The sequence below is a fragment of the Pedobacter sp. AC163 genome, from assembly GCF_979258665.1.
The window spans coordinates 4,326,131-4,347,528 of sequence record NZ_OZ409872.1 but is presented as its reverse complement, the minus strand read 5'-3'; the positions used below and the strand labels follow the sequence as shown (position 1 = coordinate 4,347,528).

At 32.5% G+C, this 21,398-nt stretch carries 22 protein-coding genes; all 22 read left to right on the top strand.

Features of this window, described 5'->3' with window-relative positions; all coding sequences use genetic code 11:
• The first annotated feature begins 147 nt into the window (after nucleotides 1–147).
• The 22 genes from asnB (at nucleotide 148) to ACZZZK_RS18595 (ending at nucleotide 21,377) form a co-directional block, all read left to right on the top strand.
• Entirely contained in the window at nucleotides 148–1,938 is a 1,791-nt protein-coding gene (asnB, locus tag ACZZZK_RS18700; protein ID WP_463485453.1) for an asparagine synthase (glutamine-hydrolyzing), read from the top strand.
• Nucleotides 1,935–3,041 (top strand): glycosyltransferase family 4 protein, encoded by a 1,107-nt coding sequence (locus ACZZZK_RS18695; protein ID WP_463485452.1) that lies wholly within the window; start codon nucleotides 1,935–1,937, stop codon nucleotides 3,039–3,041. Before asnB ends, ACZZZK_RS18695 begins: the two co-directional genes overlap by 4 nt.
• A gap of 137 nt (nucleotides 3,042–3,178) precedes the next feature.
• A complete protein-coding gene (locus ACZZZK_RS18690) occupies nucleotides 3,179–4,039 on the top strand; it encodes an ABC transporter permease (RefSeq protein WP_463485451.1) in 861 nt (286 codons plus the stop codon).
• Nucleotides 4,040–4,185: 146 nt separating this feature from the next.
• Nucleotides 4,186–4,551 (top strand): four helix bundle protein, encoded by a 366-nt coding sequence (locus ACZZZK_RS18685; protein ID WP_463485450.1) that lies wholly within the window; start codon nucleotides 4,186–4,188, stop codon nucleotides 4,549–4,551.
• Between the two features lie 28 nt (nucleotides 4,552–4,579).
• Nucleotides 4,580–5,824, top strand: coding sequence for an ABC transporter ATP-binding protein (locus ACZZZK_RS18680; protein WP_463485449.1), 1,245 nt, complete (start codon nucleotides 4,580–4,582; stop codon nucleotides 5,822–5,824).
• Nucleotides 5,825–5,828: 4 nt separating this feature from the next.
• Complete coding sequence (locus tag ACZZZK_RS18675; protein ID WP_463485448.1) at nucleotides 5,829–6,551, top strand: TylF/MycF/NovP-related O-methyltransferase; 723 nt, start codon at nucleotides 5,829–5,831, stop codon at nucleotides 6,549–6,551.
• Nucleotides 6,538–7,263, top strand: a complete 726-nt coding sequence (locus ACZZZK_RS18670) for a class I SAM-dependent methyltransferase (protein WP_463485447.1) — start codon at nucleotides 6,538–6,540, stop codon at nucleotides 7,261–7,263. The genes ACZZZK_RS18675 and ACZZZK_RS18670 overlap by 14 nt, the downstream gene beginning before the upstream one ends.
• Entirely contained in the window at nucleotides 7,260–8,246 is a 987-nt protein-coding gene (locus ACZZZK_RS18665; protein ID WP_463485446.1) for a glycosyltransferase, read from the top strand. Before ACZZZK_RS18670 ends, ACZZZK_RS18665 begins: the two co-directional genes overlap by 4 nt.
• Nucleotides 8,247–8,276: 30 nt before the next feature.
• A complete protein-coding gene (locus tag ACZZZK_RS18660) occupies nucleotides 8,277–9,020 on the top strand; it encodes a glycosyltransferase family 2 protein (RefSeq protein ID WP_463485445.1) in 744 nt (247 codons plus the stop codon).
• Nucleotides 9,013–9,957 (top strand): hypothetical protein, encoded by a 945-nt coding sequence (locus ACZZZK_RS18655; RefSeq protein ID WP_463485444.1) that lies wholly within the window; start codon nucleotides 9,013–9,015, stop codon nucleotides 9,955–9,957. Before ACZZZK_RS18660 ends, ACZZZK_RS18655 begins: the two co-directional genes overlap by 8 nt.
• Nucleotides 9,935–10,708 (top strand): glycosyltransferase, encoded by a 774-nt coding sequence (locus ACZZZK_RS18650; protein ID WP_463485443.1) that lies wholly within the window; start codon nucleotides 9,935–9,937, stop codon nucleotides 10,706–10,708. The genes ACZZZK_RS18655 and ACZZZK_RS18650 overlap by 23 nt, the downstream gene beginning before the upstream one ends.
• A 5-nt stretch (nucleotides 10,709–10,713) precedes the next feature.
• Nucleotides 10,714–11,400: a glycosyltransferase family 25 protein gene (locus ACZZZK_RS18645; protein WP_463485442.1), complete on the top strand. Its 687-nt coding sequence runs from the start codon at nucleotides 10,714–10,716 to the stop codon at nucleotides 11,398–11,400.
• 2 nt (nucleotides 11,401–11,402) lie between these two features.
• Complete coding sequence (locus ACZZZK_RS18640; RefSeq protein ID WP_463485441.1) at nucleotides 11,403–12,410, top strand: class I SAM-dependent methyltransferase; 1,008 nt, start codon at nucleotides 11,403–11,405, stop codon at nucleotides 12,408–12,410.
• A 1-nt stretch (nucleotide 12,411) separates the two neighbouring features.
• Nucleotides 12,412–13,731 carry a glycosyltransferase family 4 protein gene (locus tag ACZZZK_RS18635; RefSeq protein ID WP_463485440.1) on the top strand — a complete coding sequence of 440 codons (1,320 nt, stop codon included), beginning with the start codon at nucleotides 12,412–12,414 and terminating at the stop codon, nucleotides 13,729–13,731.
• The gene (locus tag ACZZZK_RS18630; RefSeq protein WP_463485439.1) at nucleotides 13,728–14,666 is read left to right on the top strand and encodes a glycosyltransferase family 2 protein; all 939 of its coding nucleotides are present in this window, start codon (nucleotides 13,728–13,730) and stop codon (nucleotides 14,664–14,666) included. Before ACZZZK_RS18635 ends, ACZZZK_RS18630 begins: the two co-directional genes overlap by 4 nt.
• The gene (locus ACZZZK_RS18625; RefSeq protein ID WP_463485438.1) at nucleotides 14,659–15,618 is read left to right on the top strand and encodes a glycosyltransferase family 2 protein; all 960 of its coding nucleotides are present in this window, start codon (nucleotides 14,659–14,661) and stop codon (nucleotides 15,616–15,618) included. Before ACZZZK_RS18630 ends, ACZZZK_RS18625 begins: the two co-directional genes overlap by 8 nt.
• Nucleotides 15,619–15,727: 109 nt before the next feature.
• Nucleotides 15,728–16,216, top strand: coding sequence for a class I SAM-dependent methyltransferase (locus ACZZZK_RS18620; protein ID WP_463485437.1), 489 nt, complete (start codon nucleotides 15,728–15,730; stop codon nucleotides 16,214–16,216).
• Nucleotides 16,217–16,434: 218 nt separating this feature from the next.
• Nucleotides 16,435–17,400, top strand: coding sequence for a hypothetical protein (locus ACZZZK_RS18615; RefSeq protein ID WP_463485436.1), 966 nt, complete (start codon nucleotides 16,435–16,437; stop codon nucleotides 17,398–17,400).
• Between the two features lie 17 nt (nucleotides 17,401–17,417).
• Entirely contained in the window at nucleotides 17,418–18,365 is a 948-nt protein-coding gene (locus ACZZZK_RS18610; RefSeq protein WP_463485435.1) for a glycosyltransferase family 2 protein, read from the top strand.
• Nucleotides 18,358–19,362: a glycosyltransferase gene (locus ACZZZK_RS18605; protein ID WP_463485434.1), complete on the top strand. Its 1,005-nt coding sequence runs from the start codon at nucleotides 18,358–18,360 to the stop codon at nucleotides 19,360–19,362. The genes ACZZZK_RS18610 and ACZZZK_RS18605 overlap by 8 nt, the downstream gene beginning before the upstream one ends.
• Nucleotides 19,340–20,359 carry a glycosyltransferase gene (locus tag ACZZZK_RS18600; RefSeq protein WP_463485433.1) on the top strand — a complete coding sequence of 340 codons (1,020 nt, stop codon included), beginning with the start codon at nucleotides 19,340–19,342 and terminating at the stop codon, nucleotides 20,357–20,359. The genes ACZZZK_RS18605 and ACZZZK_RS18600 overlap by 23 nt, the downstream gene beginning before the upstream one ends.
• Before the next feature lie 19 nt (nucleotides 20,360–20,378).
• A complete protein-coding gene (locus ACZZZK_RS18595) occupies nucleotides 20,379–21,377 on the top strand; it encodes a glycosyltransferase (protein ID WP_463485432.1) in 999 nt (332 codons plus the stop codon).
• The last annotated feature ends 21 nt before the right edge of the window (nucleotides 21,378–21,398 follow it).

Genomic DNA, 21,398 nt, shown 5'->3' with positions numbered 1-21,398 from the left:
AGTGAGACAGCATCTTAGCTTAATCAGTTCCTTTTTACAAAAAAAAAATGTGACTGAGAGGGCGAAGCTGTGTTCGGCCATCATCTTTCGTGGTTTTAAGAATAAGCTTAACTCAATCTAAAATCGTCATTCGTACATCGTAATTTAATGTGTCGTATCGCTGGTATAATTGATCAAAACCAAAATCCTGAACAACTTTTTAGAGATGTTCAGCTGATGTGCGACAGCATGAAACATGGCGGGCCAGATGATGAAGGTTTTTTTGCAGCGCCTGCATTGGGTTTGCAGTTTGGCCATCGACGATTGGCCTTGATAGACCTTACCACAAATGGCCATCAGCCGATGAGTGACCCGGATAAAAATTTAACCATCACTTTTAATGGGGAAATTTATAACTATCTCGAATTAAAAAAGGAATTAACCGCTGAGGGATTAATTTTCAATACCCAAAGCGATACAGAAGTAATCCTGGCTGCATATCAATTTTGGGGAGTGGAAAGCTTCAAAAAGTTCGCTGGAATGTTTGCTTTTGCCATTTACGATAAAGTTAAGCAAATCACTTTTTTGGTGAGAGATCAAATCGGGATCAAGCCACTTTATTATACAGCGGCTGACAATCGTTTAATTTTCGCCTCTGAAGTAAAAGCATTCAAAGCATGCTCCTATCCTTTTGAAGAAAACCCTGATTGGAAAATTTATTTCCTGGCTTTCGGTCACATCCCGCATCCCTTCACTACCCTGCAGGAAGTGGAATCACTAGATCCTGGACATTTCTTAAAATGGGATCATCAAGGAAATAACTTCTTTATAGCTTCATTTAAAGAAGACCTCAAGCCGAAAACGGTTTTTGATCAGCAGAAAGCAAGCCAATTGATCGCACAGAAATTGGAACATGCTGTAAAGCAAACTTTGATTGCAGATGCGCCACTTGGTGTATTTTTGAGCGGAGGAATTGACTCCAGTATTATCACCCTTTTGGCAGATCAAAGCATTGGAAAAAACTTAAAAAGTTTGTCTATTAATTTTGAAGAGGAAGCTTATTCGGAGGAACGTTTTCAAAAAATAATTGCCGATCAAATTAATGGAGCGCATCATAGTTACCAGGTTAAGGAAGCAGATTTATCAGCAAACTTTGATCAAATTTTGGAAGCCATGGATCAGCCGACAAATGACGGCATTAATTCCTGGTTTGTTACGCAATATGCAAAAGCTGATGGTTTAAAAGCGGTGCTCTCTGGAATTGGTGCGGATGAACTTTTAGGTGGATATCCTTCTTTCAAAAGAGTGAAATTAATCAAAAGGTTAAAACGCACCCCTCGTTCTCTTTTGAGATTATCGGCATATATCCCTCATGATAAACTCAAGCGAATTTCCTATTTAAGTTACCAAAACCCAATTGGGGAGTATCTTTTTTTAAGGGGATTTTTCACGCCTCAAGCCATTGCCAAAATATTAAATATTGATCAAAAAAGAATTGATCAGTTGTTGGAAGATTTCCCGATTAACAAGTCGATTGATTTATTGGAAGGAGAAGAAAGAATTGCGTGGATGGAAACCCACCTATTTATGCAGAATCAACTCTTAAAAGACACCGATTTTATGAGCATGCATCATGGCATAGAAGTTCGGGTACCGTTTTTAGATCAGGATTTTTTAGCAACAATACACAACATTGCAAATCAACAAAGGTTTCCAGTCCGCCCAAAAGGATTGTTGATCGATGCTTTTAAATATATACTTCCAGAATCCATTTGGAACCGACCTAAAATGGGTTTTACTTTCCCTTTGCAACAATGGTTTTTAAAGAACGAAAAAATTGTAAATGAAAAAAGTTATGATGGGCATACCCTTCAATTGATCAGAAAATTCAAAGCAGGGAAATTGCATTGGTCGAAAGCTTTTGCATTGTACCAGATAGCCAAAAGCGATAATAATTGAAAAACGAAAAGATTCTTTTTTTAAGCTTGTATACCTATAGTTTAACAGGTGGCATTGAAAAGGTCTGCAGAACATTTATCGAGGTTATGGAGGAACTGAAAAGTATCCATAAAATCAAAGGTCATTTGACTTTATCACTGCACGACTTAAAAAATGTTAGCAATCATAAAGGCCTTAACGGCAACAAATTTTTACTTGGATTAGCAATATTAAAAAACGCTTTTACCGCCGATACCATTATATTAAGTCACGTTCACCTTCTACCCTTTGCCAAGCTGATCAGAAAATTGAGCCCTAGAAAACGGATTATTTTGTTTGCGCATGGCATTGAAGTTTGGAAACCCTTAGCAAAATGGAAACGGGAATTTTTAAACGGAATTGAAATTTGGGCAGTAAGTCGATATACAGCGGAACAGCTTCAAAAAATAAACCATGTTCAAAATAAAGACATCAAAATTTTGAATAACAGTTTACCGCGGAGCTATTCTTATTCTTCGACGGAAAGCTTAAAGGCCAATACGCAGGATCGATATCGGATTTCCACAGATGATCAAGTGGTGCTAACCGTTTGCAGATTATCATCATTGGAACAATACAAAGGCTATGACATGGTTTTATTGGCTTTAAAGGATGTAATCAAAACATCTCCAAAGGTAAAATACATTATTGCTGGCAAAGCCGATGAAACAGAAAAACAAAGAGTTTTACAGCTTATTCAAGATTGCAAACTGCAAGACCATGTTATTTTAGCAGGCTATATAAATGATCAAGAATTAAAGGATCTCTATCAACTGGCTGATGTTTTTGCCATGCCGAGCAAGGGTGAAGGCTTCGGGTTGGTTTATTTAGAAGCAATTGCCAGTGGATGTAAGGTTTTAGCAGGTAATGCAGATGGCAGCAGAGATGCTTTATTAGATGGAGAATTAGGCTTATTAGTAGATCCTGAAGATAGCGACGCAATTTATCAGGAATTAATTCAGCTTTTGGCACAACCACTGACTGAAGATGAGATTGCTCAAAGACAGCAAATGGTTGAAACACATTTTGGCTTTGAAAGGTATGTAGAGCAAGTGGAGGAATTGCTGACCTCAGCCCCTGCATAAACTCATTGGTAAACCCGTCATCTCGAACGAGGCACAGGAGAGATCTTTGAAAGACAAATTGCAAAATGAGATCTCTCCAACATAAAAAATGTTGTTCGAGAGGACGACGGAAACAAAAATAGAATTAGATATTAATTTTGGATCATAAAGAAGAACATAGTTGGACCATTGAAGCAAAAGCTTCTTTATTTGATTTGAAATTGAATGAGGTTTGGGCTTACCGAGATTTGTTGTGGCTATTGGTAAGAAGAGATTTTGTTTCTTTTTATAAACAGACCATTTTAGGCCCGCTTTGGTTTTTTATCCAGCCGCTGTTTACCACGATTATTTTCACGTTTATTTTTGGAAACCTCGCTGGTATCTCCACAGATGGATTACCCAAACCTTTATTCTACATGGCGGGTATAACGGCATGGAATTACTTTGCAGACTGCTTAACCAAAACATCTACGGTGTTTAAAGATAATGCGGGGATATTTGGCAAAGTATACTTTCCAAGACTCATTATGCCGCTCAGTATTGTGGTAAGCAACTTAGTTCGTTTTGGGGTGCAAATGCTATTATTCCTTTTAATGATGGGTTATTATCATTTTGTTGTAGGTGCAGCATTCAATGTGACTTGGGCAATTTCCTTATTTCCCATCATTGTAGCATTGATGGCTTTATTGGGTTTAGGCGCAGGAATGATTATTTCCGCCATGACCACTAAATACCGTGATCTGGCTTTCTTAGTTACGTTTGGAGTACAGCTCTTGATGTATGCGACGACGGTAATCTATCCCCTATCCGAAGCTTTTAAAAAATACCCAGCCTACGCATGGATTATAGAATATAACCCCATGACCCCCATCATCGAAACTTTTCGCTATGGCTTTTTGGGAGAAGGAAGTCTTAGCTGGGGGAGTATAGGCTATGCTTGCGGAGTTACGTTTGCATTGCTTCTAATAGGTGTTGTGGTATTTAATAAAGTAGAACGGAATTTTGTGGATACGGTTTAATGAGGTTGAGATCGAGGTTGAGGCCTAATTGAGATTGAGACCAAGGCTGAAATTAAATTTTAAGATTGGTAAACATAAAGCCTACACCGCAACATTAAACTTAACCTTAACCTAAGCCTTAGTCTAAATCTTAACCTTCAACCTCAATGTATTACGATTTCACTGAAATGCCTGTTTGGAAACTATCTATGGAGTATGCTGTTGAAATATTTAAATTAACGGTTGATCTACCTAAGCAAGAAGATTACGCACTAACTTCCCAAATCAGAAGATCTTCCGTTTCAGTTTCGGATAATTTAGCTGAAGGTTTTGGAAGGGAGACAAATCTCGATAAAAAAAGATTTTATGTAACGTCTAGAGGATCTTTATTAGAATCAAAAAACCAACTTATTTATGGACAAAAAGTAGGGCATTTTGATGTACAAAAAGTTAGCAGTTTAATCGTACTTAATGAACAAATACATTTTGAACTTAACAAGCTGATTAAAAGTTTAAGAACTATTTATCCTTAATTTAGTCCTTAACCTCAACCTCATAACCTTGTCAAACATCGCAATAAAAGTAGAAAATTTAAGCAAAGCTTATCAGCTGGGCCAGATTGGAACTGGAACGATCAGTCGTGATTTGGAGCGCTGGTATGCCCGCATGCGGGGCAAAGAAGATCCATTTTTAAGGATTGGTGAAAGCAACAATCAGAATACCAAAAGTGAAAGTGATGTGGTTTGGAGTTTAAAAGACATCAACTTCGAAATCGAACAAGGTGATGCTGTAGGGATTATTGGTCGGAATGGAGCTGGCAAGAGTACACTGTTAAAAATTTTAAGTAAGGTTACCGCTCCTACTACAGGAAGGATTTCTGGGAAAGGTAGAATTGCCAGTTTACTGGAAGTGGGAACGGGTTTCCATCCTGAACTTTCTGGACGAGAAAATATCTTTCTCAATGGTGCCATTTTAGGCATGCGCAAAAAAGAGATCCAACGCAAATTGGAGGAGATTGTGGATTTCGCAGGCATCGAACGTTATTTAGATACACCCGTTAAAAGATATTCATCTGGCATGTATGTAAGGCTGGCTTTTGCTGTGGCGGCTCATCTAGAATCTGAAATTTTAATTGTTGACGAGGTGTTAGCAGTCGGTGATGCGGAGTTTCAGAAAAAGTGCTTGGGAAAGATGGGTGAAGTGAGCAAAGGCGAAGGGAGGACGGTGTTATTTGTGAGCCATAATATGGGAAGTATTATTGAGCTATGTAAATCTGCAATTGTTTTACAAAACGGATTCGTTAATTATAGAGGTAAAGTAACCGGGGCAGTTCAGAAATATTCTCAAAGTTATATTAGTGAAACAAATAATATTTGGAAAAGTGAAACCATTAAAAAGAATCCACATATATATGAAGTTCAAATACAGCTATTGGGTAGCCAGCCTTATCATAAACTTGTAATGGATGTTACAACTGGTTCTGACGGGAATTTTGCATCTGCATTTATTGCATTTGACATTCAGAATGGATTTGGAACAACTATTTTACAAGCAATACCTAAACTTGACCCCTTTATAGACTTTGATGAAAAAAATAAAAAAAAATCCTATGAAATTGAATTAAATGGTTTGATACCTGACAATTATAGCCTGTCAATTTGGATTGGCCCACACAACGACCATACCTATGATTGGCAAAGAGAAATTGTTTCTTTCGAAATAATAAATTCTCCCCAGTCAAAAAGAACTTTTCCTCACAGCACAAGCAATGGATCTATAATCGCCAATAGTACTATAATTAATTAAAGAAATGAAAAAATGGACAAAAAAATTTATTAATAAACTTGGTTTCTCAATACACAGAATTAATGATGTTCAATTCAATTTAGTGCAATCATTTCAAAAAATTTATACGAAATACCAGTCATACACCATGATTCCAGAAAATTTATATACCGAAAATCTAGTTCTGTGCAATCAATTTTTATCAATTGAAGGCAATATTGTAGAATGTGGAGTTTGGCGAGGTGGAATGATGGCGGGCTTAGCTGAAATGGCTGGAAAGCACAAAAAATATTATCTATTTGATAGTTTTGAAGGCTTACCAAAAGCAAAAGAAATTGATGGGAAAGCAGCAATAGAATGGCAAAGAAATATCAACGGAGAAAACTACTTTAATAATTGTACCGCTGAAATTGAATTTGCCACTGAAGCGATGAATTTAGCTGGTGTTGAGTTCAAACTAGTTAAGGGTTGGTTTAACGAAACATTGCCTACTTATAAAATGGAAGAGCCTATTGCGATATTAAGGCTAGATGGAGACTGGTACGAATCAACAATGGATTGTCTTAAATATTTATATCCAAAAGTAAATACACATGGTGTAATTATTTTAGATGATTATTTTGCTTGGGATGGATGTAGTAGAGCTGTACATGATTATTTATCTTCAATCTCATCAACCAGCAGAATATATACCAGCGCACAAGGCATTTGTTATATCATAAAAAATGATGGATATGGAACAACCTAATTACATCCATACACCAGATATACATAATACCAAAGCTGCTGAAGAAGTTTTACCTTTTCTTTTTGAATTTTTTAATTGTAAATCGGTAATAGATATTGGTTGCGGTACCGGAACATGGCTTTCAGTCGCTAAAGATTTAGGTGCAACAGTTATAGGTTTAGATGGAAACTTAACTCAGGATAAGCTCTTCATTAATGAAGAAGAATTCAGATTACATGATCTAACATTACCAATTAGTTTTAATCAAAAATACGATTTAGCAATCTCTTTAGAAGTAGTAGAACATTTACCTTTAGAAGCAGCGGAAACTATAGTACAAACTTTAGCAAATGCCAGCGACATTATATTGTTTTCTGCCGCAATACCAAATCAAGGAGGACAAAATCATATTAATGAACAATGGCCTGCCTATTGGAAAAACCTTTTCGAGAAAAAAGAATTTTATCCAATAGATTTATTAAGGCCAATATTCTGGGATAATATGAATGTGGAATGGTGGTATAAGCAAAATATGTTAATCTATGCAACAAGAGATAAAATAAAACAATTTAGCTTGAATGAAAATAACACAGTAAACGCCTACGTTCATCCTGAACTTTTTAACAGTAAAGTAAATCAACTTAACGGGTTAGAAGAAACAATTATCCGTGAACAGAAACAGCCAAAATTTCTTCCATCACTTAAAAAGGTTTTAAAATCATTGATAAGATGATTGAATATCTAAAAGGAATTTCTGTTGTCGTGTGTTGCTACAATAGCGCAGAACGTCTACCCGAAACCATAAAACATTTGGCATTACAGAAAGTTGATAAAGCTATACAATGGGAGATTATTCTAGTAGATAATGCCTCTACTGATAATCTAATAATTGTAGCTAGAAATGAATGGGAAAGGAATAATATCTCTGCGGTTAGTTTTAGAATAATTAATGAAGAACAACCAGGGTTAAGCAATGCAAGAAACAAAGGTGTTATTGAAGCAAAATATGAATACATTCTTTTTTGTGATGATGATAACTGGTTACATAAAGATTACTTAAATAATGCATACAAAATCATAAGTACTAATAGTGCTATTGGTGCATTAGGTGGCCAGAGTAATTTTGTTTCAGATATTGATATGTTGCCAAGCTGGTTTGATAATTATAAAAGTGGTTATGCAATAGGATCACAAGCAGAATGTTCAGGTTTTGTAACTAATAGGCACTTTTTGTGGGGTAGTGGTTTAGTACTTAAAAAAAAAATTTACTTACAAGCTTTCAAAAACTTGCCTTCACTACTATCAGATAGAAAGGGGAAACTACTGAGTTCTGGTGGCGATTCAGAAATTTGCATGAGATTTATATTGCTTGGTTATGAACTATATTATTCATCAGATTTAAAATTTACTCATTTCATCCCTAAATCTAGATTAACAGAGGAATATCGAGATAAATTGCTTATCGGATTTGATGAATGCCAAGAAATTTTAAGTAAATACATGCTTGTAATACGCTACTCATTAATATCTAATAAAGTTCGATTGATTGTATTCATTAAAAGTTTTTTAAAATTTTTGTTGGCAAAAACAAATTTGTCAAAAAAATGGGACACTAAATATGAAGCGAATGTGATATATATAATAAGTGGGTTTAGATTATTTCCAATTGATAATATCATTATACCTATTAAAGATTTGATAAAACTAAAAAGCTAAATTCTGTGAATAAAATTTTTAAAGCCTAATATGGAATTAAAAAGTACTTTCTTCTCCATTATAATTCCCACATTAAACTCAGAAAAAACTATAGATAAATGTTTAGCAAGCATATTAACTCAAAAGTTTGAAGATTTTGAAATTCTGATAATTGATGGGTTGTCAAAAGATGAAACATTAAATATCGCAATTGCTTATAATGATCCAAGAATTAAAATTCATAGTGAAATTGACAATGGCATTTATGATGCCATGAATAAAGGAATTGCTTTAGCAAAAGGAGAATGGCTTTATTTTATGGGTAGTGATGACTATTTATTGTGGGATATATTATATCAAATTTTTAAAACTACAAAAAAAAATAAAAATTATAAATTGATTTATGGAAATATTCAGTTTCAGGGTGAGTTAATAACTAAAAAACTAAATATCAAAAAATATGATATAATTAGAGGTACTATTTGCCACCAAGCTGTATTCTACAAAGCTGTTTTGTTTAAGGATCTAGGAATATATTCTGTTGAGTATCTATATATATCTGATTGGATTTTCAACATAAAAGTATTTCTATCTTCTCATAAAGTTAAATATATTGACTTACCTGTAGCAGTATTTGGTACGAGTGGAAAAAGCAATGAAAACATGGAGATTACCATAGCAGAATATAACCATTATCGCAAAAGAATTGTTTCTGAACTAAGCATACAACAATATATTTGTTATAAACTTCATAATCTTTCAAGAAAAATTTTAAAAGCATATTATAATGTTTAATAATTTTCTTTACCTATTGTCAAACCACTATAATTATTCTAAAATGATTTGTGATGATGCTGGACCAGGCTATGCCGCTAGCCGTAACTGGGCTACCACTCACATTAAAACTGACCTCCCAGTCGATAAAATTCTTATTGTCGATAATAGAATATCAGCTAGTGATTTTACCCTGCTTAATAAAATAATCGATTTAAATTGTCATACAATCATATTTAGAGTTGGAGATGGTATGGAAGAAGCAATAGACAATGCTAACATCCAATATTTATTATCTCTGCAACCAGATAAAAATCTCTTTTTCTACAGCACCTATAGTGAAGACTATGTTCAATATCTACTTAAACAAAAACATGGTAATGACAAAATTTTTACAATTCCATATGCTTATAATAAAGATAAAGAGACAGAGATTGACTTTGTTAATCGGAAAAAAAAGATTTTGATAAGTGGAAGCCTTGCCCCTGAAGCTTATCCGCTTCGATGGTATTTTCATATAAACACTTATCATAAGTTGTGGGCATATGGAAAAGTTAAATATCTCAAGCATCCAGGATATCCTGATGTTGGTCAAAGGTTACAGCACTCAATGATTGGAAAAAATTATCTTGATTACTTAACTCAGTTCAGATTCATGTTAGTAACACCAAATAAAATTGACTATGAATTGTTAAAATTCCGGGAATGTGCATATGCTGGTTGCTGCTTAGTTGGTGATTTGGCTAGCTCCATAAATATTTCAAAAGAACTATTGCCAGGATTGATTTCCTTAGATAAACCTATCAAAGATCAAGTCAACTTATTAATGAAACTGAACGACTATGATATACTTAAAAGTATAAATGACTATCGTAGATGGTTCCATATTAATCGCGATGAAAAAACACTAAATGTGGGTTTACTAGAAAGAATTAATGCAAGCAGATATACACAATAGACCTATACAGTCTTTATGGATAGGTAATAAACTATCTGTGAGTGAACAACTATGTATTAAATCATTTTTAAAAAACGGGCACGAGTTTCATTTATATACTTATGAAGAAGTCGCTGGTATACCTGATGGAACAATTGTTATGAATGCAAGTGATATCATGGCCTTAAGTAATAAATATGAAATTAAAAAAGGCTTTGGGGCAAATTCCAAAGCTCCATTTTCAGACATCTTTAGACTAAATCTTTTACACAAAAAAGGTGGATGGTGGGTTGACATGGATGTGATTTGCCTAAAAAACTTTAATACACTTCCACTAGAGATTATTACTACTAGTTTAGAAATCCCGGAAGGTGACTATGCCAATATAAATGTTTTATCCTTTCCTCCAAATCACCCATTTATAAAAGAATGCTTGAATAAATGGGAAGAATTTAACATTAATAACCTTTATTACGCAGTTGGAGTTGACCTTGTAAAAAGTGTAGTTGAGATAAATAATAATAAGAAATTCACAGTTAACCATTCATTGTTTAACCCAATTAGCTATAGATTAAGTAGATACATTTTCACAGTCTCTGTGTATCAGATACCTTTAATAAATTTATATAAAAAACTAAAGAAACAGGAGATAATAGAACTTCCAAGTGAAAACAGTTTTGCTATTCATTTATGGAACGAAAGCTTAAAATCGTTAAATAGAAAACATTCTAGATTCAGTCTTTTTGAACAATTAAAAAGAAAATACTTATAAGTTGAATGAAATTTAAAAATAAAAAATTGCAAACCAATTTAAATTATGAATTTGATGCTGCATATTATATCAATCTAGATTATCGATCAGATCGGCGTGCAAAATTTGAATCTAAAACAAAGTATTTAGGGATTGAGAAAATATTAAGAATAAAAGCCATTGAAGGAATAGATGTTGATTTATTAAATTGGCCAGGAACGGCAGGTGAATTAGCGATAAGAGAGAGCCATATTTATACTCTTGAACATGCACAAAGAAATAAATTTAATAAATTTATAATCTTCGAGGATGATGCTATTATACCCAAAAATTTTAAACTGGCATTTTCAGATTTTTTAAGAATGGTACCAACTAATTGGGATATGCTGTATTTATATGCAGAGAATCATTACCTAGCTCCTGAAGATATTGGTAATGACATATTAAAATTAAAAAATACATTAGGGCTAGTGGCTATTGTTTATAACTCAAAATCCTTAGAACGAATTATCTACAAATTAAAAAACGATCTTCGATGGGTTGATTCTGTTATGGCAGACCTTCATATAGAATTGAATGTTTATGCACCTCGAAAATCTATAGTAAAACATTCCTTTGGATATAGCGATAACATTGGTAAATATATTGACTATAAGAATCGAAGGTTAACTCGATATTTGGCTAAAGCACTAAACTTTATTAACGGTAAATAAAAATGTCCCATAATCCATATAAAGCACTTTTTCCTCTATTCAAAGAAAAATCAAACTTGCTGTCAATAGAAGAGTTCCATTCTAAAATCAACCTAGTATTTCATAATATTGAATCTAAATATTATGATTCTCTTCAACAAGGGATGTGGAAAAATCTTCCTGAACAATTAGCACTTCTACTAAAAAGTCTAGATAATGTAATTATTGGAAATAATCTAACAGCATTAGATGTTGGATGTGGTACTGGTTTAGCGACTGCAATCCTCTTGGAAGCAAATCTAGGCAATTACATAAGTAAAGTAACGCTATTAGATACGTCACCAGGCATGATTAAACAAGCAATAAAACGATCAAAAAAATGGGGTAAAAATGTTAAGGCATTTTGTGGTCATTTAAGTGAATTAGATGAAAAATTCGATTTAATTATTGTGAGTTCCGTTCTACATCACATTCCGAACTTAGAAGTTTTTTTTAATGAATTGAATGAAAAGTTGAATGAAAATGGTATACTAATCACACTTCAAGATCCTTTGTCTGAATCTGTAAACTCTAATAAATACCAAAATCGCTGTGAATTACTTAGTGATACTGTTTTTGTTAAAGAACCATATACGGTAAAAAAAATATGGAAAGGTTTGTTCAGAAGAATTAAGGCATTTTTCAATCCAATTCATTATATGGAAGAAGTTAATAATGAATTAATAAAACAAAATATTGTCCATACTAAATTAGAGCCTGGAGAAATGTGGAGTGTAACAGATATTCATGTTGAAGGATTACCATATTCTAATAAAAAAGGAATATCTATAAAAGCACTTGAAAAATTTAATAAAGAGCTTCAGCTTTTAAATTATGTAACTTATTGTTTTTTTGGACCATTGAAGCATTACTTGCCAGAGAAATTTAAAGTTATGGAAAAAGAACTTACTGACTCAAATGATAAGTACGGTAGAAATTTTGGAAGTATCTGGATTAAAAAGAACTTGAATAAAAATAATCTTAGTTTATAAATTGAATATTCTTTTTATCCTCCCAGAATTTTATCCACATTCAGGTGCTGGGATTTCTACATATTACTTACATTATCTAAATGCTTTAAAAAATTCTATACATAATATTAAAGTAATTGTGGGAAGCGGTTATGTACAAATCAATGAAAATTATATCTACAATGGAATAACTGTAGAATATTTAAAACCTCACATATATGATTTGTATTTCCAAAAATTTCAAAAGTATGAATTATTCCCAGAGTACAGAAGTAATATAGCTTCAGCATGGGCGATGTGGGAACAATCAAATGAAGGTGCAGGATTTGATATTATTGAATGTACCGATTTTGGGTTAGGTTTTATACCGTGGTTAATAAACCGTAATAAACCTGTTATAACAAGACTACATGGTAGTGCTGGGCAAATAGATTTGCATGAACCTAAGCTAAAACAAGGTTTAGAGGGGGATTTAAATAGATATACTGAGTTAACATTATTAAATTTTTCGGATAGACTTATTACTCACAGCCAAACTAATTTAAATTATTGGCAACAAATACTACCTAATAAGAAAATATATTTTTTGAAACCAGTTTTTATAGCTGCCGAAAACAAGTCTTCAAACGTTAATAAAGAAAATTATGGTATAGTTTGTGGACGCGTTCAAGAATGGAAAGGTCCAGATATTTTGTGCGACGCATTGTTACAATTAGAAGATGATATAGTAATAAAATGGTGCGGCCGCGACACAAAATTTGAAGATAAAATTTCCAAATCAGCTAATTTGAGAAAAAATTATCCAAATATTTGGGGGAAAAAAATTATTGAGGTGGGTTCTATTGAAAATAGTAGCATTTTTGAGATTCAAAAAAAAGCTAGTTATGCTATAATACCTTCAATTTGGGATGTTTATAATTTTACAGGCTTAGAATATATGAATTTTGGTACAATTTTAATATGCTCAGATGGTGCAGGAATTTCTGAATTAATAGTACATGGTGTTAATGGATATAAATTCGCAAAAAATGATGCTAAGGATTTGGCAGAGTGTATTAAACTAGTTTTATCACTTGATAAAAAAACATCTAATTTAATTATTGAGAATGCCTATCAAACATTAAAATCTGAACTCTGCACAGAAGAATTGATTGCATTAAATTTATTTCACTATAATGAAGTGATAGATTGTTTTTCACTACAAAAATCGAATATTTACACAAATACCATCTATGAGCCATCTGATGAAATCCTTTCTATTGATATTATTTTAAACAAACTGCCGTTAAAGAAGCTTATACGTTATTTAATAAGAAGAATTAAGTACAAATACATTTCATGAATACAATTGCCCTTTGTATTCCAGCTTATAATGCCGCGTGGTGCTTGCCTCGTTTATTAAAGTCTGCATTAAATCAAGCAATACCTTTTGATGAGATTTTAGTTTACAATGATTGCAGTACCGATAATACTTCTGAGATAGCATTAAGTTTTGGAGCAATAGTTTTATCCGGCACTGTAAATAAAGGATGTTCGTTTGGAAAAAATGAGCTAGCCAAGATTTCAAAATCTGAATGGTTGCATTTCCATGATGCAGATGATGAACTTTTGCCAAATTTCACTAACCTATCCCATAGATGGATAAATAAACAGGAATGCCCCGATGTTATCTTATTTGACTACGAATATAGAGATAATGACACTAATAAACTGTTAGGGATAAGAAAATTCGATAATTTTTTATTAGAAAAGGATGCAGTTAAGTATTCAATTATGGAACAAATAAATCCATTCTGTGGCTTATACAACAAGAGAGCCTTTCTGGATGCTGGTGGTTATGATACCGATTCAAAAGTGTTATACAATGAAGATTGTGCTATGCATATTTCTCTTGCAATAAATGGATTATCTTTTTGTAGTGAGCCAGAACTTAGCATAATTAATTATTACGTAAAAAATTCAATGTCACAAGATAATGCGCAAAAATGTGCTATCGCTAGATACCATGTATTAAAAAAAATCAGCGTAAGCCATGGTAATCAATATGCTGAAGAAATATCAAACCAACTTTGGTTATGTATATCATCATTATCGATGTTTGAAGAATGGGGTTATATAAAACAAGCATTGGCAATAAGTAAACACCTAGATTACCCTAGTTCGACAACGGGCAGTAAATTATTTAATAGTTTAACCAAAATTAATCCTTTTTTTGCAGTTTGGTTAAGGGAGAAGCTCATTAGACTTTTCAAACCACAAATCAGAAATCATGGATAATCCGCTTGTTTCAATAATTATCCCGGTGTACAATGCTGAGAAATACTTGAGGGAATGCATTGAATCCGCTATTAGTCAAACATGGAATAATAAAGAAATCATAATAATTGATGATTGTTCCTCAGATAATTCTTTAGAAATAGCTATGTCTTATGAATCACAAGTAATTCGAGTATACAGGCGCAATGAAAATAGAGGCCAATGTTCTGCAAGTAATTTTGGAATATTGAAATCAAAAGGAGACTTTATAAAATTTTTAGATGCTGATGATATTTTAGATCATGATTTTATAAGTAAATGCTTTAGCGAAACCATTGACAATACACTAATGTATTTTTCCGGATGCAGTGATTTTCATAGTCCATTCAATAAAAGTAATTCGGTTCCATACAAATATGAATTCTGGAAGACAATGCAGCCAATTGATTTTCTTTTAAGTCCAATAAGTAATATGAGGCAAGGGGGGCGTTGGATTATCCCTAAAAAAATTATTGATGATGGAGGTTTATGGAACGAATCATTAAGTTTAATTAATGATTATGAATATTTCACTAGGCTATGTCTTAAAGCAAAAGAAATAAAATTTATTCCCGAAGCCATTTTATATTACCGCCAAACTGAGAATTCCTTATCAGGCTTGCGTTCAAAAAAATCGTTTCGTTCCGCAATTAAGGCCATTGATCTATCCACTGATCTTCTTTTGAATAAAGAAAATACAAAACGAGTAAAACTCTATTCTGCTAATATGTATCAAGCTTATATACATACGATGTATCCGGAGTATAAAACACTTCGCTACGAAACTCAAATTAAAATCAATAAGTTAGGTGGGTCTAATATAAAATTTTACTCGGCTGGAAAAACCAAATTAATAAGTGCTTTATTTGGCTGGAAGATAGCCTCTATTTTTCGACATACCTATCAAAAATTAGTGAGTAACTTACTGTTTTAACAAAATTATTAGTAAGTAATTGAGTATATCAAAATTTAACATTAAATGCAAATTTGCAGTTTAAGTTCTAATTATTTATCTAAATTATATAGCTGAAAATTAACTAGAAATGTATCTCAAAAACATCCCATTTATCTATACAACAGGTTTAAAAATTAAGCATTACTTTTTAAATCGAGCAACAAGAAAGTATATAAAATTATATTTAAATGAGGCAAAAAAATCCAAATTGCAATTAGGAACTGGACAAAATTATTTATTAGATTGGCTTAATACGGATTATTTTCCTAGAAATCAGATATACTTTTTAGATGTAACTAAAGCTTTTGCCATTCCTTCAGATAGTTTTGATTTTGTATTTAGTGAGCATCAAATAGAACACATTCACTACAAAGACGCTCGTTTTATGTTGCATGAAGTATTTAGGGTATTAAAAAAAGGTGGGGTTCTAAGAATATGCACACCTGATCTAAAAGCTTATTTATCAAGCTATTTTAAGGACAAGGGATATAAAAAACCTTATACAAAGGATATAACTGATAACTGGATAAGAACTGGTTTTCATGATGCTAAAAATTATGTGCCGTCAATGCATTAGGAAAATATATCATTCTTTGTAAATGATTTATTCTATAATTATGAGCACAAATTTATTTTTGACAGCATTACCTTGATGAGCCTTTTAATTGAAGTTGGATTCACAAAGGTTGTACAAGTTAAACCAACAATTTCTAAGTTTAAAGAACTAAACAACATAGAGTCACACAAAGGTATTTCCATTCCATTTACGTTAGCTGTTGAAACTATAAGATAAGAATGAAAAAAAATATTTTAACGATTGCTACAGGTAAAACTATTTATATTGACATGGCAGTTAATCTTATTCGTTCTTTTTTATGGTGGCATCCTCATACCTCAATAAGCTTCCAGCTTGTTACAGATCAACCTCAGCATTTGCCGGCTGATATAATAAATAAAATAGAAATTATACAAATTCAAGTTAACCAATATGGCATTGGTTTTTCAACTAAATTATATTTAGATAAATTTGCAAAAGATGGGCAGACTTTATTTATTGATAGCGATTGCTTGATATTTGGCTCCTTAGAATCACTCTTCGAAAAATTTAAAGGCCATTCTGTATCAGTAGTAGGTGGTTATATTTTCGATGGCGAATGGTTTGGAGACATTAAAAAGATATGTGCAAATAACAAAATTGACAAATTACCAAAATTTAACGGGGGTATTTATTATTTAGAAAAAGGAGATTTAGCAACAAAACTCTATAAAGATGCTAGGAAGATTGAAAAACGATATGATGAAATTGGCTTTATTAGATTACGAAACCAACCCAATGACGAAGTAATAATGGCTTTATCAATGCAGTTAAATGACCAAAAACCCATTGTTGATGATGGAAGTATTATGAGTGATTTACAAGCTTGTCAAGGACCATATAAATTGGATGTTATCAATGGAAAAGCAAATCTACACAACCCTCCATACCCTAACCCTAAACATCAAAAGTGGTATCCCTTTGAGAGAGTTTCTCCTTCAATAGTCCATTTTTTAGGCGATTGTACGTCAGACTATCCTTATAAATTAGAAAGTTATAAATTAAATCTAGCACTAGCTAAAAAGCTTAGTCCATTAAGTATATTGAGTATCAACTTAAAAATGAAATACTCTAATCAATTTAGAATTTTTCTGAAAAATACATTCCGCCCTATTTACAGAAAACTATTTGGGCTTAGAGCAATAAAAAAATCTGAAAGAAATTGAATTCCAATATTAAAGAGTTGAAAAGTAATATTGATGTATCTATTGTGATTCCAACATATAATAGGTTATGGTGTTTACCAAAAGCTATAAATAGTTGTCGAAATACTAGGTGTATAACTGAAATTATCATTGTTGATGATGGAAGTACTGATGGGACTTGGGATTGGCTTAACCAACAAAATGATCTAAAAATTTTGTATCAACAAAACCAAGGTCAAACCTATGCCATCAACGCAGGAACTAATATTGCCGAAGGCAAATACATTAGGTTTTTAGATAGTGACGATTTTTTAAATAGTGAATATATTGATAAACAATTTGAAGCTGCAGAACTGCAAAATGCTGATTTAGTATATTCTGATGTATCTATATATATTAATAAAGACAACAGTACAATAAATAACAGCACAAGTAAAGAGTGGAAAGATTTTATGAGCATACAACTTGGCAACGGCTATGGTAGCCATTTTCTGGCTATGTTATTTAAAACTGAATTAGTTAAAAAAACACCTCGAAGGCCTGACTTCGCATTTAGAGAAGATAGACTCTTTTTATTGGAATATGGATTGTTAGACCCAAAGATTTCGTTTGTTCCTGGTTGCGCAGGTTATTGGGTAAAGCATGAGAATCAAATGCAATCTAATTATTATGGAATAAAGGCGCAAGTTGTAAATTGGCAACATTTAGGCATTTACAAAAAAATCTTAAAAATGTTAAATGATTCGAACAAACTTAAGCAATGTTATAAAGATTCTAGTTGCACAGTATTATGGCCTTTAGCACATTGGATAGCAATATATGATTTAAAAGAAGCCAAAGAGGTTGTAAATTGGATATTTGAGTTAAACCCAAATTTTACTAATCCAGAGAAAGGAATTTTAGGCTTTCTTTACAGAAAAATAGGTTTTATTAAAACTGAAAAGTTATTACGATTAAGAAGAATATTGCTATTGCGAAATGGATAAAGTTTTAAATCTTTTTTATGAAGAACCAGAATTAGATCGATGGTTCAAATTTGACAAATATCCCAGAAAAATTATTAGAAGAATAATCAGAGGAAAAGCAAAGCCTGGTGGAGTAATGATGATTGCTCTGGAATTAATGAAAGGATTAGATCTGTTAAAAATACCTTATCGATTTAATGATTATAAGTATGCAAAGTCAAATGAAAGTGAATTAGTTTGTGTTATAGGAAAACCACATATTATATTTGAAAAAAGGTTAAAAAATCCAATTCTTTTTGGAGCAGGAGTATTCTCACACCCAGTAGATTGCATTGATTTTTTTTTAAGATATCCTAATGTAAAAAAAATGCTCGTGCCTGGTGAATGGATGCGCAAAATGTGTGAGCCTTTTTACAGTAATAAAGTAGAATCTTGGCCAGTTGGAATAAATACTGAAAAATGGTCTCCAAGTATTAAAAAAAATGAGCTTACCATAGACTTTTTAATTTATGATAAAATTAGATGGGAACGTCAGTTTTACGAGAAAGAAATTATTAATCCAATAATTAAGAAATTGGAGAGACATGGCTTAACTTACAGTATTATCCATTATGGAGAATACAATCATCGTGATTTAATAAATGAACTGAGTTTGGCAAAAGCCGTGATTTTCCTTTGCGAACATGAAACACAAGGTATTGCTTATCAACAGATATTAGCAACCAACACACCGATTTTAGCTTGGGACAGAGGTGGATTTTGGCAAGATCCTTATTATTATCCCCATCAAGTCAAATATCAACCAGTAAGCTCAGTACCATATTGGGATGAACGTTGTGGAATGAAGTTTAAAGACTTTAACGATTTCACTTACACATTACTACTATTTTATAAAAATTTAGGGAATAGAAACTTTAAGCCACGAAAATTTATCTTAGAAAATTTAACGCTTGAAATTTCTGCCCAAAAATATCTAAATATAATTAATTCCATTAATGAAGATATTGCAAATAGTTAATCCCTCACTCCCCTTTCCTGTACAAACTTCTGGTGGCACAGAAAGAGTTGTTGAATATTTGATAGAAGAGTTGTTAAATAATAAACATGAGATTACCTTAATGGGACATAACGACTCCCAAGCAGATTCGAGAATCAAGTTTATACCGATTGGCACATATTTGAGTAAGAAGACAACAATTTTAAAGATATGGTTTCATCTGCTGACGAATAAATATGATGTTGTACACAATCATGGTCGATTAGTTTATTTCCTACCAATCATGTACAGTCACGTTAGAAAACTTCATACTTTCCATACAGCAGAACTAGATGGAAAAAGCTTTCGGGATTTTATAGATGCAAAACCTGCAAATTTGACCTACACCCCTTGTGCTAAATGGATACAGGACAAATATGAATCTATAGGAGGAAACTGGAACTACGTTAACAATAGTCTTCCACTTGCAAAATACACTTTCTCCTCTTCAGAAATAACTGATGATTTACCCTTGGTTATCATTTGCAGAATGGGTCCAACCAAAGGAGTTACCGATGCGATTGAGATAGCCAGGTTAGGAAATAGAAAACTTGTTATTGCCGGTATTGTTGGTGATTATCCGCACGAGATTGAATGGTTTAATCAAGCTGTGGCGGCTGAATGCGATGACAAAATAAGTTTTATCGGACCAGTAGATGACCAGCAAAAGAATGAACTTTTAAAAAATGCTGCTGCTCTCCTTATGCTAAGTAATACTCCCGATGCATTCAATCTTACACTTTTGGAAGCAAATGCATGTGGGTGTCCTGTAATTAGTTTTGATAGGTATTTTGCCCCAACTTTCATCGTAAATGGATTTAATGGATTTATGGGAAAAAGCATTGAAGAACTTGTAGAATTTTTGCCTAGACTAAAAGATATTAACAGAAACAATTGCCGTAAACACTTCGAAGATTTATACACTTCAACCACTATGACAAAAAAATATCTAGAACTATATAAGCAAAAAGTTACGTAATTTGAAAATACTCCTGATTATGGATCCTGGTATTCCGGTACCTCCTCCATTATACGGTGGACATGAACGTTTGGTTTATATGTTTGCAGAAGAATACACCAAATTGGGCCACGAAGTTATTTTGCTGGCCGGTCCTGATTCTAAAATATCAGGCAATGTATTCTCTTTCGGGAAAAATGATCTAGAAAGAAACAAATGGCAAAAATTTAAAGAACTATTGTTTACTTGGTTTTTTCTTTTTAAAAATAGAAAAAAAATTGATCTCATTCATAACTTTGGTCGTTTAGCTTATTTATTACCTATATTAAATTCTGATGCAACTAAAATTATGACTTATGGTAGAGCTGTAAATCAAAAAGGTATCAAAATTATTATGGCGCTTCCAAATAAAAATCTAATTTATACGGCTTGTAGCAATTACTGTGTATCAACCGGTAATATTGCTGGTAATTGGAAAACCGTTTATAATGCAATAGATTTTTCTAAATATCAAGTAAATATTACAGTTTCAGATAAGGCTCCATTAATATTTTTAGGTAGATTAGATAAAATCAAAGGCTTGCACACGGCAATACAAGTAGCTAAAGAAACAGGAAATAGACTTTTAATTGGAGGAAACATCCCAACTACCAAAGACAATCTATCATATTTTGATGAAGTACTTAGACCACAATTTGATGACAAACAAATTATTTATTTAGGTGCTTTAAATGATGATGAAAAAAACAAGTATTTAGGGCAAGCAAAAGCACTACTCTTTCCAATTGAATGGGACGAGCCTTTTGGAATGGTAATGGCAGAAGCTATGGCTTGTGGTACTCCAGTAATTGCCTTTAATCGAGGTTCGGTACCAGAAGTTGTAATTGATGGTTTAAATGGTTATTGTTGTGACACAGTAGATCAAATGATTTACTCCTTATCTAAAATTAATAAAATAGATAGAAGCCAAGTTAGGAAAGATGCTGAGAGTAGGTTTTCATCAAAATTAATTGCAAAACAATATCTTGCATTAAAATAAACTTAAATATTATATAATTTC

Excerpts from the sequence above, each read along its gene's own strand:
- asnB (WP_463485453.1), top strand. The coding sequence starts at position 148 with ATGTGTCGTATCGCTGGTATAATTGATCAAAACCAAAATCCTGAACAA.
- ACZZZK_RS18685 (WP_463485450.1), top strand. The coding sequence starts at position 4,186 with ATGTATTACGATTTCACTGAAATGCCTGTTTGGAAACTATCTATGGAG.
- ACZZZK_RS18675 (WP_463485448.1), top strand. The coding sequence starts at position 5,829 with ATGAAAAAATGGACAAAAAAATTTATTAATAAACTTGGTTTCTCAATA.
- ACZZZK_RS18670 (WP_463485447.1), top strand. The coding sequence starts at position 6,538 with ATGGAACAACCTAATTACATCCATACACCAGATATACATAATACCAAA.
- ACZZZK_RS18665 (WP_463485446.1), top strand. The coding sequence starts at position 7,260 with ATGATTGAATATCTAAAAGGAATTTCTGTTGTCGTGTGTTGCTACAAT.
- ACZZZK_RS18660 (WP_463485445.1), top strand. The coding sequence starts at position 8,277 with ATGGAATTAAAAAGTACTTTCTTCTCCATTATAATTCCCACATTAAAC.
- ACZZZK_RS18655 (WP_463485444.1), top strand. The coding sequence starts at position 9,013 with ATGTTTAATAATTTTCTTTACCTATTGTCAAACCACTATAATTATTCT.
- ACZZZK_RS18650 (WP_463485443.1), top strand. The coding sequence starts at position 9,935 with ATGCAAGCAGATATACACAATAGACCTATACAGTCTTTATGGATAGGT.
- ACZZZK_RS18645 (WP_463485442.1), top strand. The coding sequence starts at position 10,714 with ATGAAATTTAAAAATAAAAAATTGCAAACCAATTTAAATTATGAATTT.
- ACZZZK_RS18640 (WP_463485441.1), top strand. The coding sequence starts at position 11,403 with ATGTCCCATAATCCATATAAAGCACTTTTTCCTCTATTCAAAGAAAAA.
- ACZZZK_RS18630 (WP_463485439.1), top strand. The coding sequence starts at position 13,728 with ATGAATACAATTGCCCTTTGTATTCCAGCTTATAATGCCGCGTGGTGC.
- ACZZZK_RS18625 (WP_463485438.1), top strand. The coding sequence starts at position 14,659 with ATGGATAATCCGCTTGTTTCAATAATTATCCCGGTGTACAATGCTGAG.
- ACZZZK_RS18620 (WP_463485437.1), top strand. The coding sequence starts at position 15,728 with ATGTATCTCAAAAACATCCCATTTATCTATACAACAGGTTTAAAAATT.
- ACZZZK_RS18615 (WP_463485436.1), top strand. The coding sequence starts at position 16,435 with ATGAAAAAAAATATTTTAACGATTGCTACAGGTAAAACTATTTATATT.
- ACZZZK_RS18605 (WP_463485434.1), top strand. The coding sequence starts at position 18,358 with ATGGATAAAGTTTTAAATCTTTTTTATGAAGAACCAGAATTAGATCGA.
- ACZZZK_RS18600 (WP_463485433.1), top strand. The coding sequence starts at position 19,340 with ATGAAGATATTGCAAATAGTTAATCCCTCACTCCCCTTTCCTGTACAA.
- ACZZZK_RS18595 (WP_463485432.1), top strand. The coding sequence starts at position 20,379 with ATGGATCCTGGTATTCCGGTACCTCCTCCATTATACGGTGGACATGAA.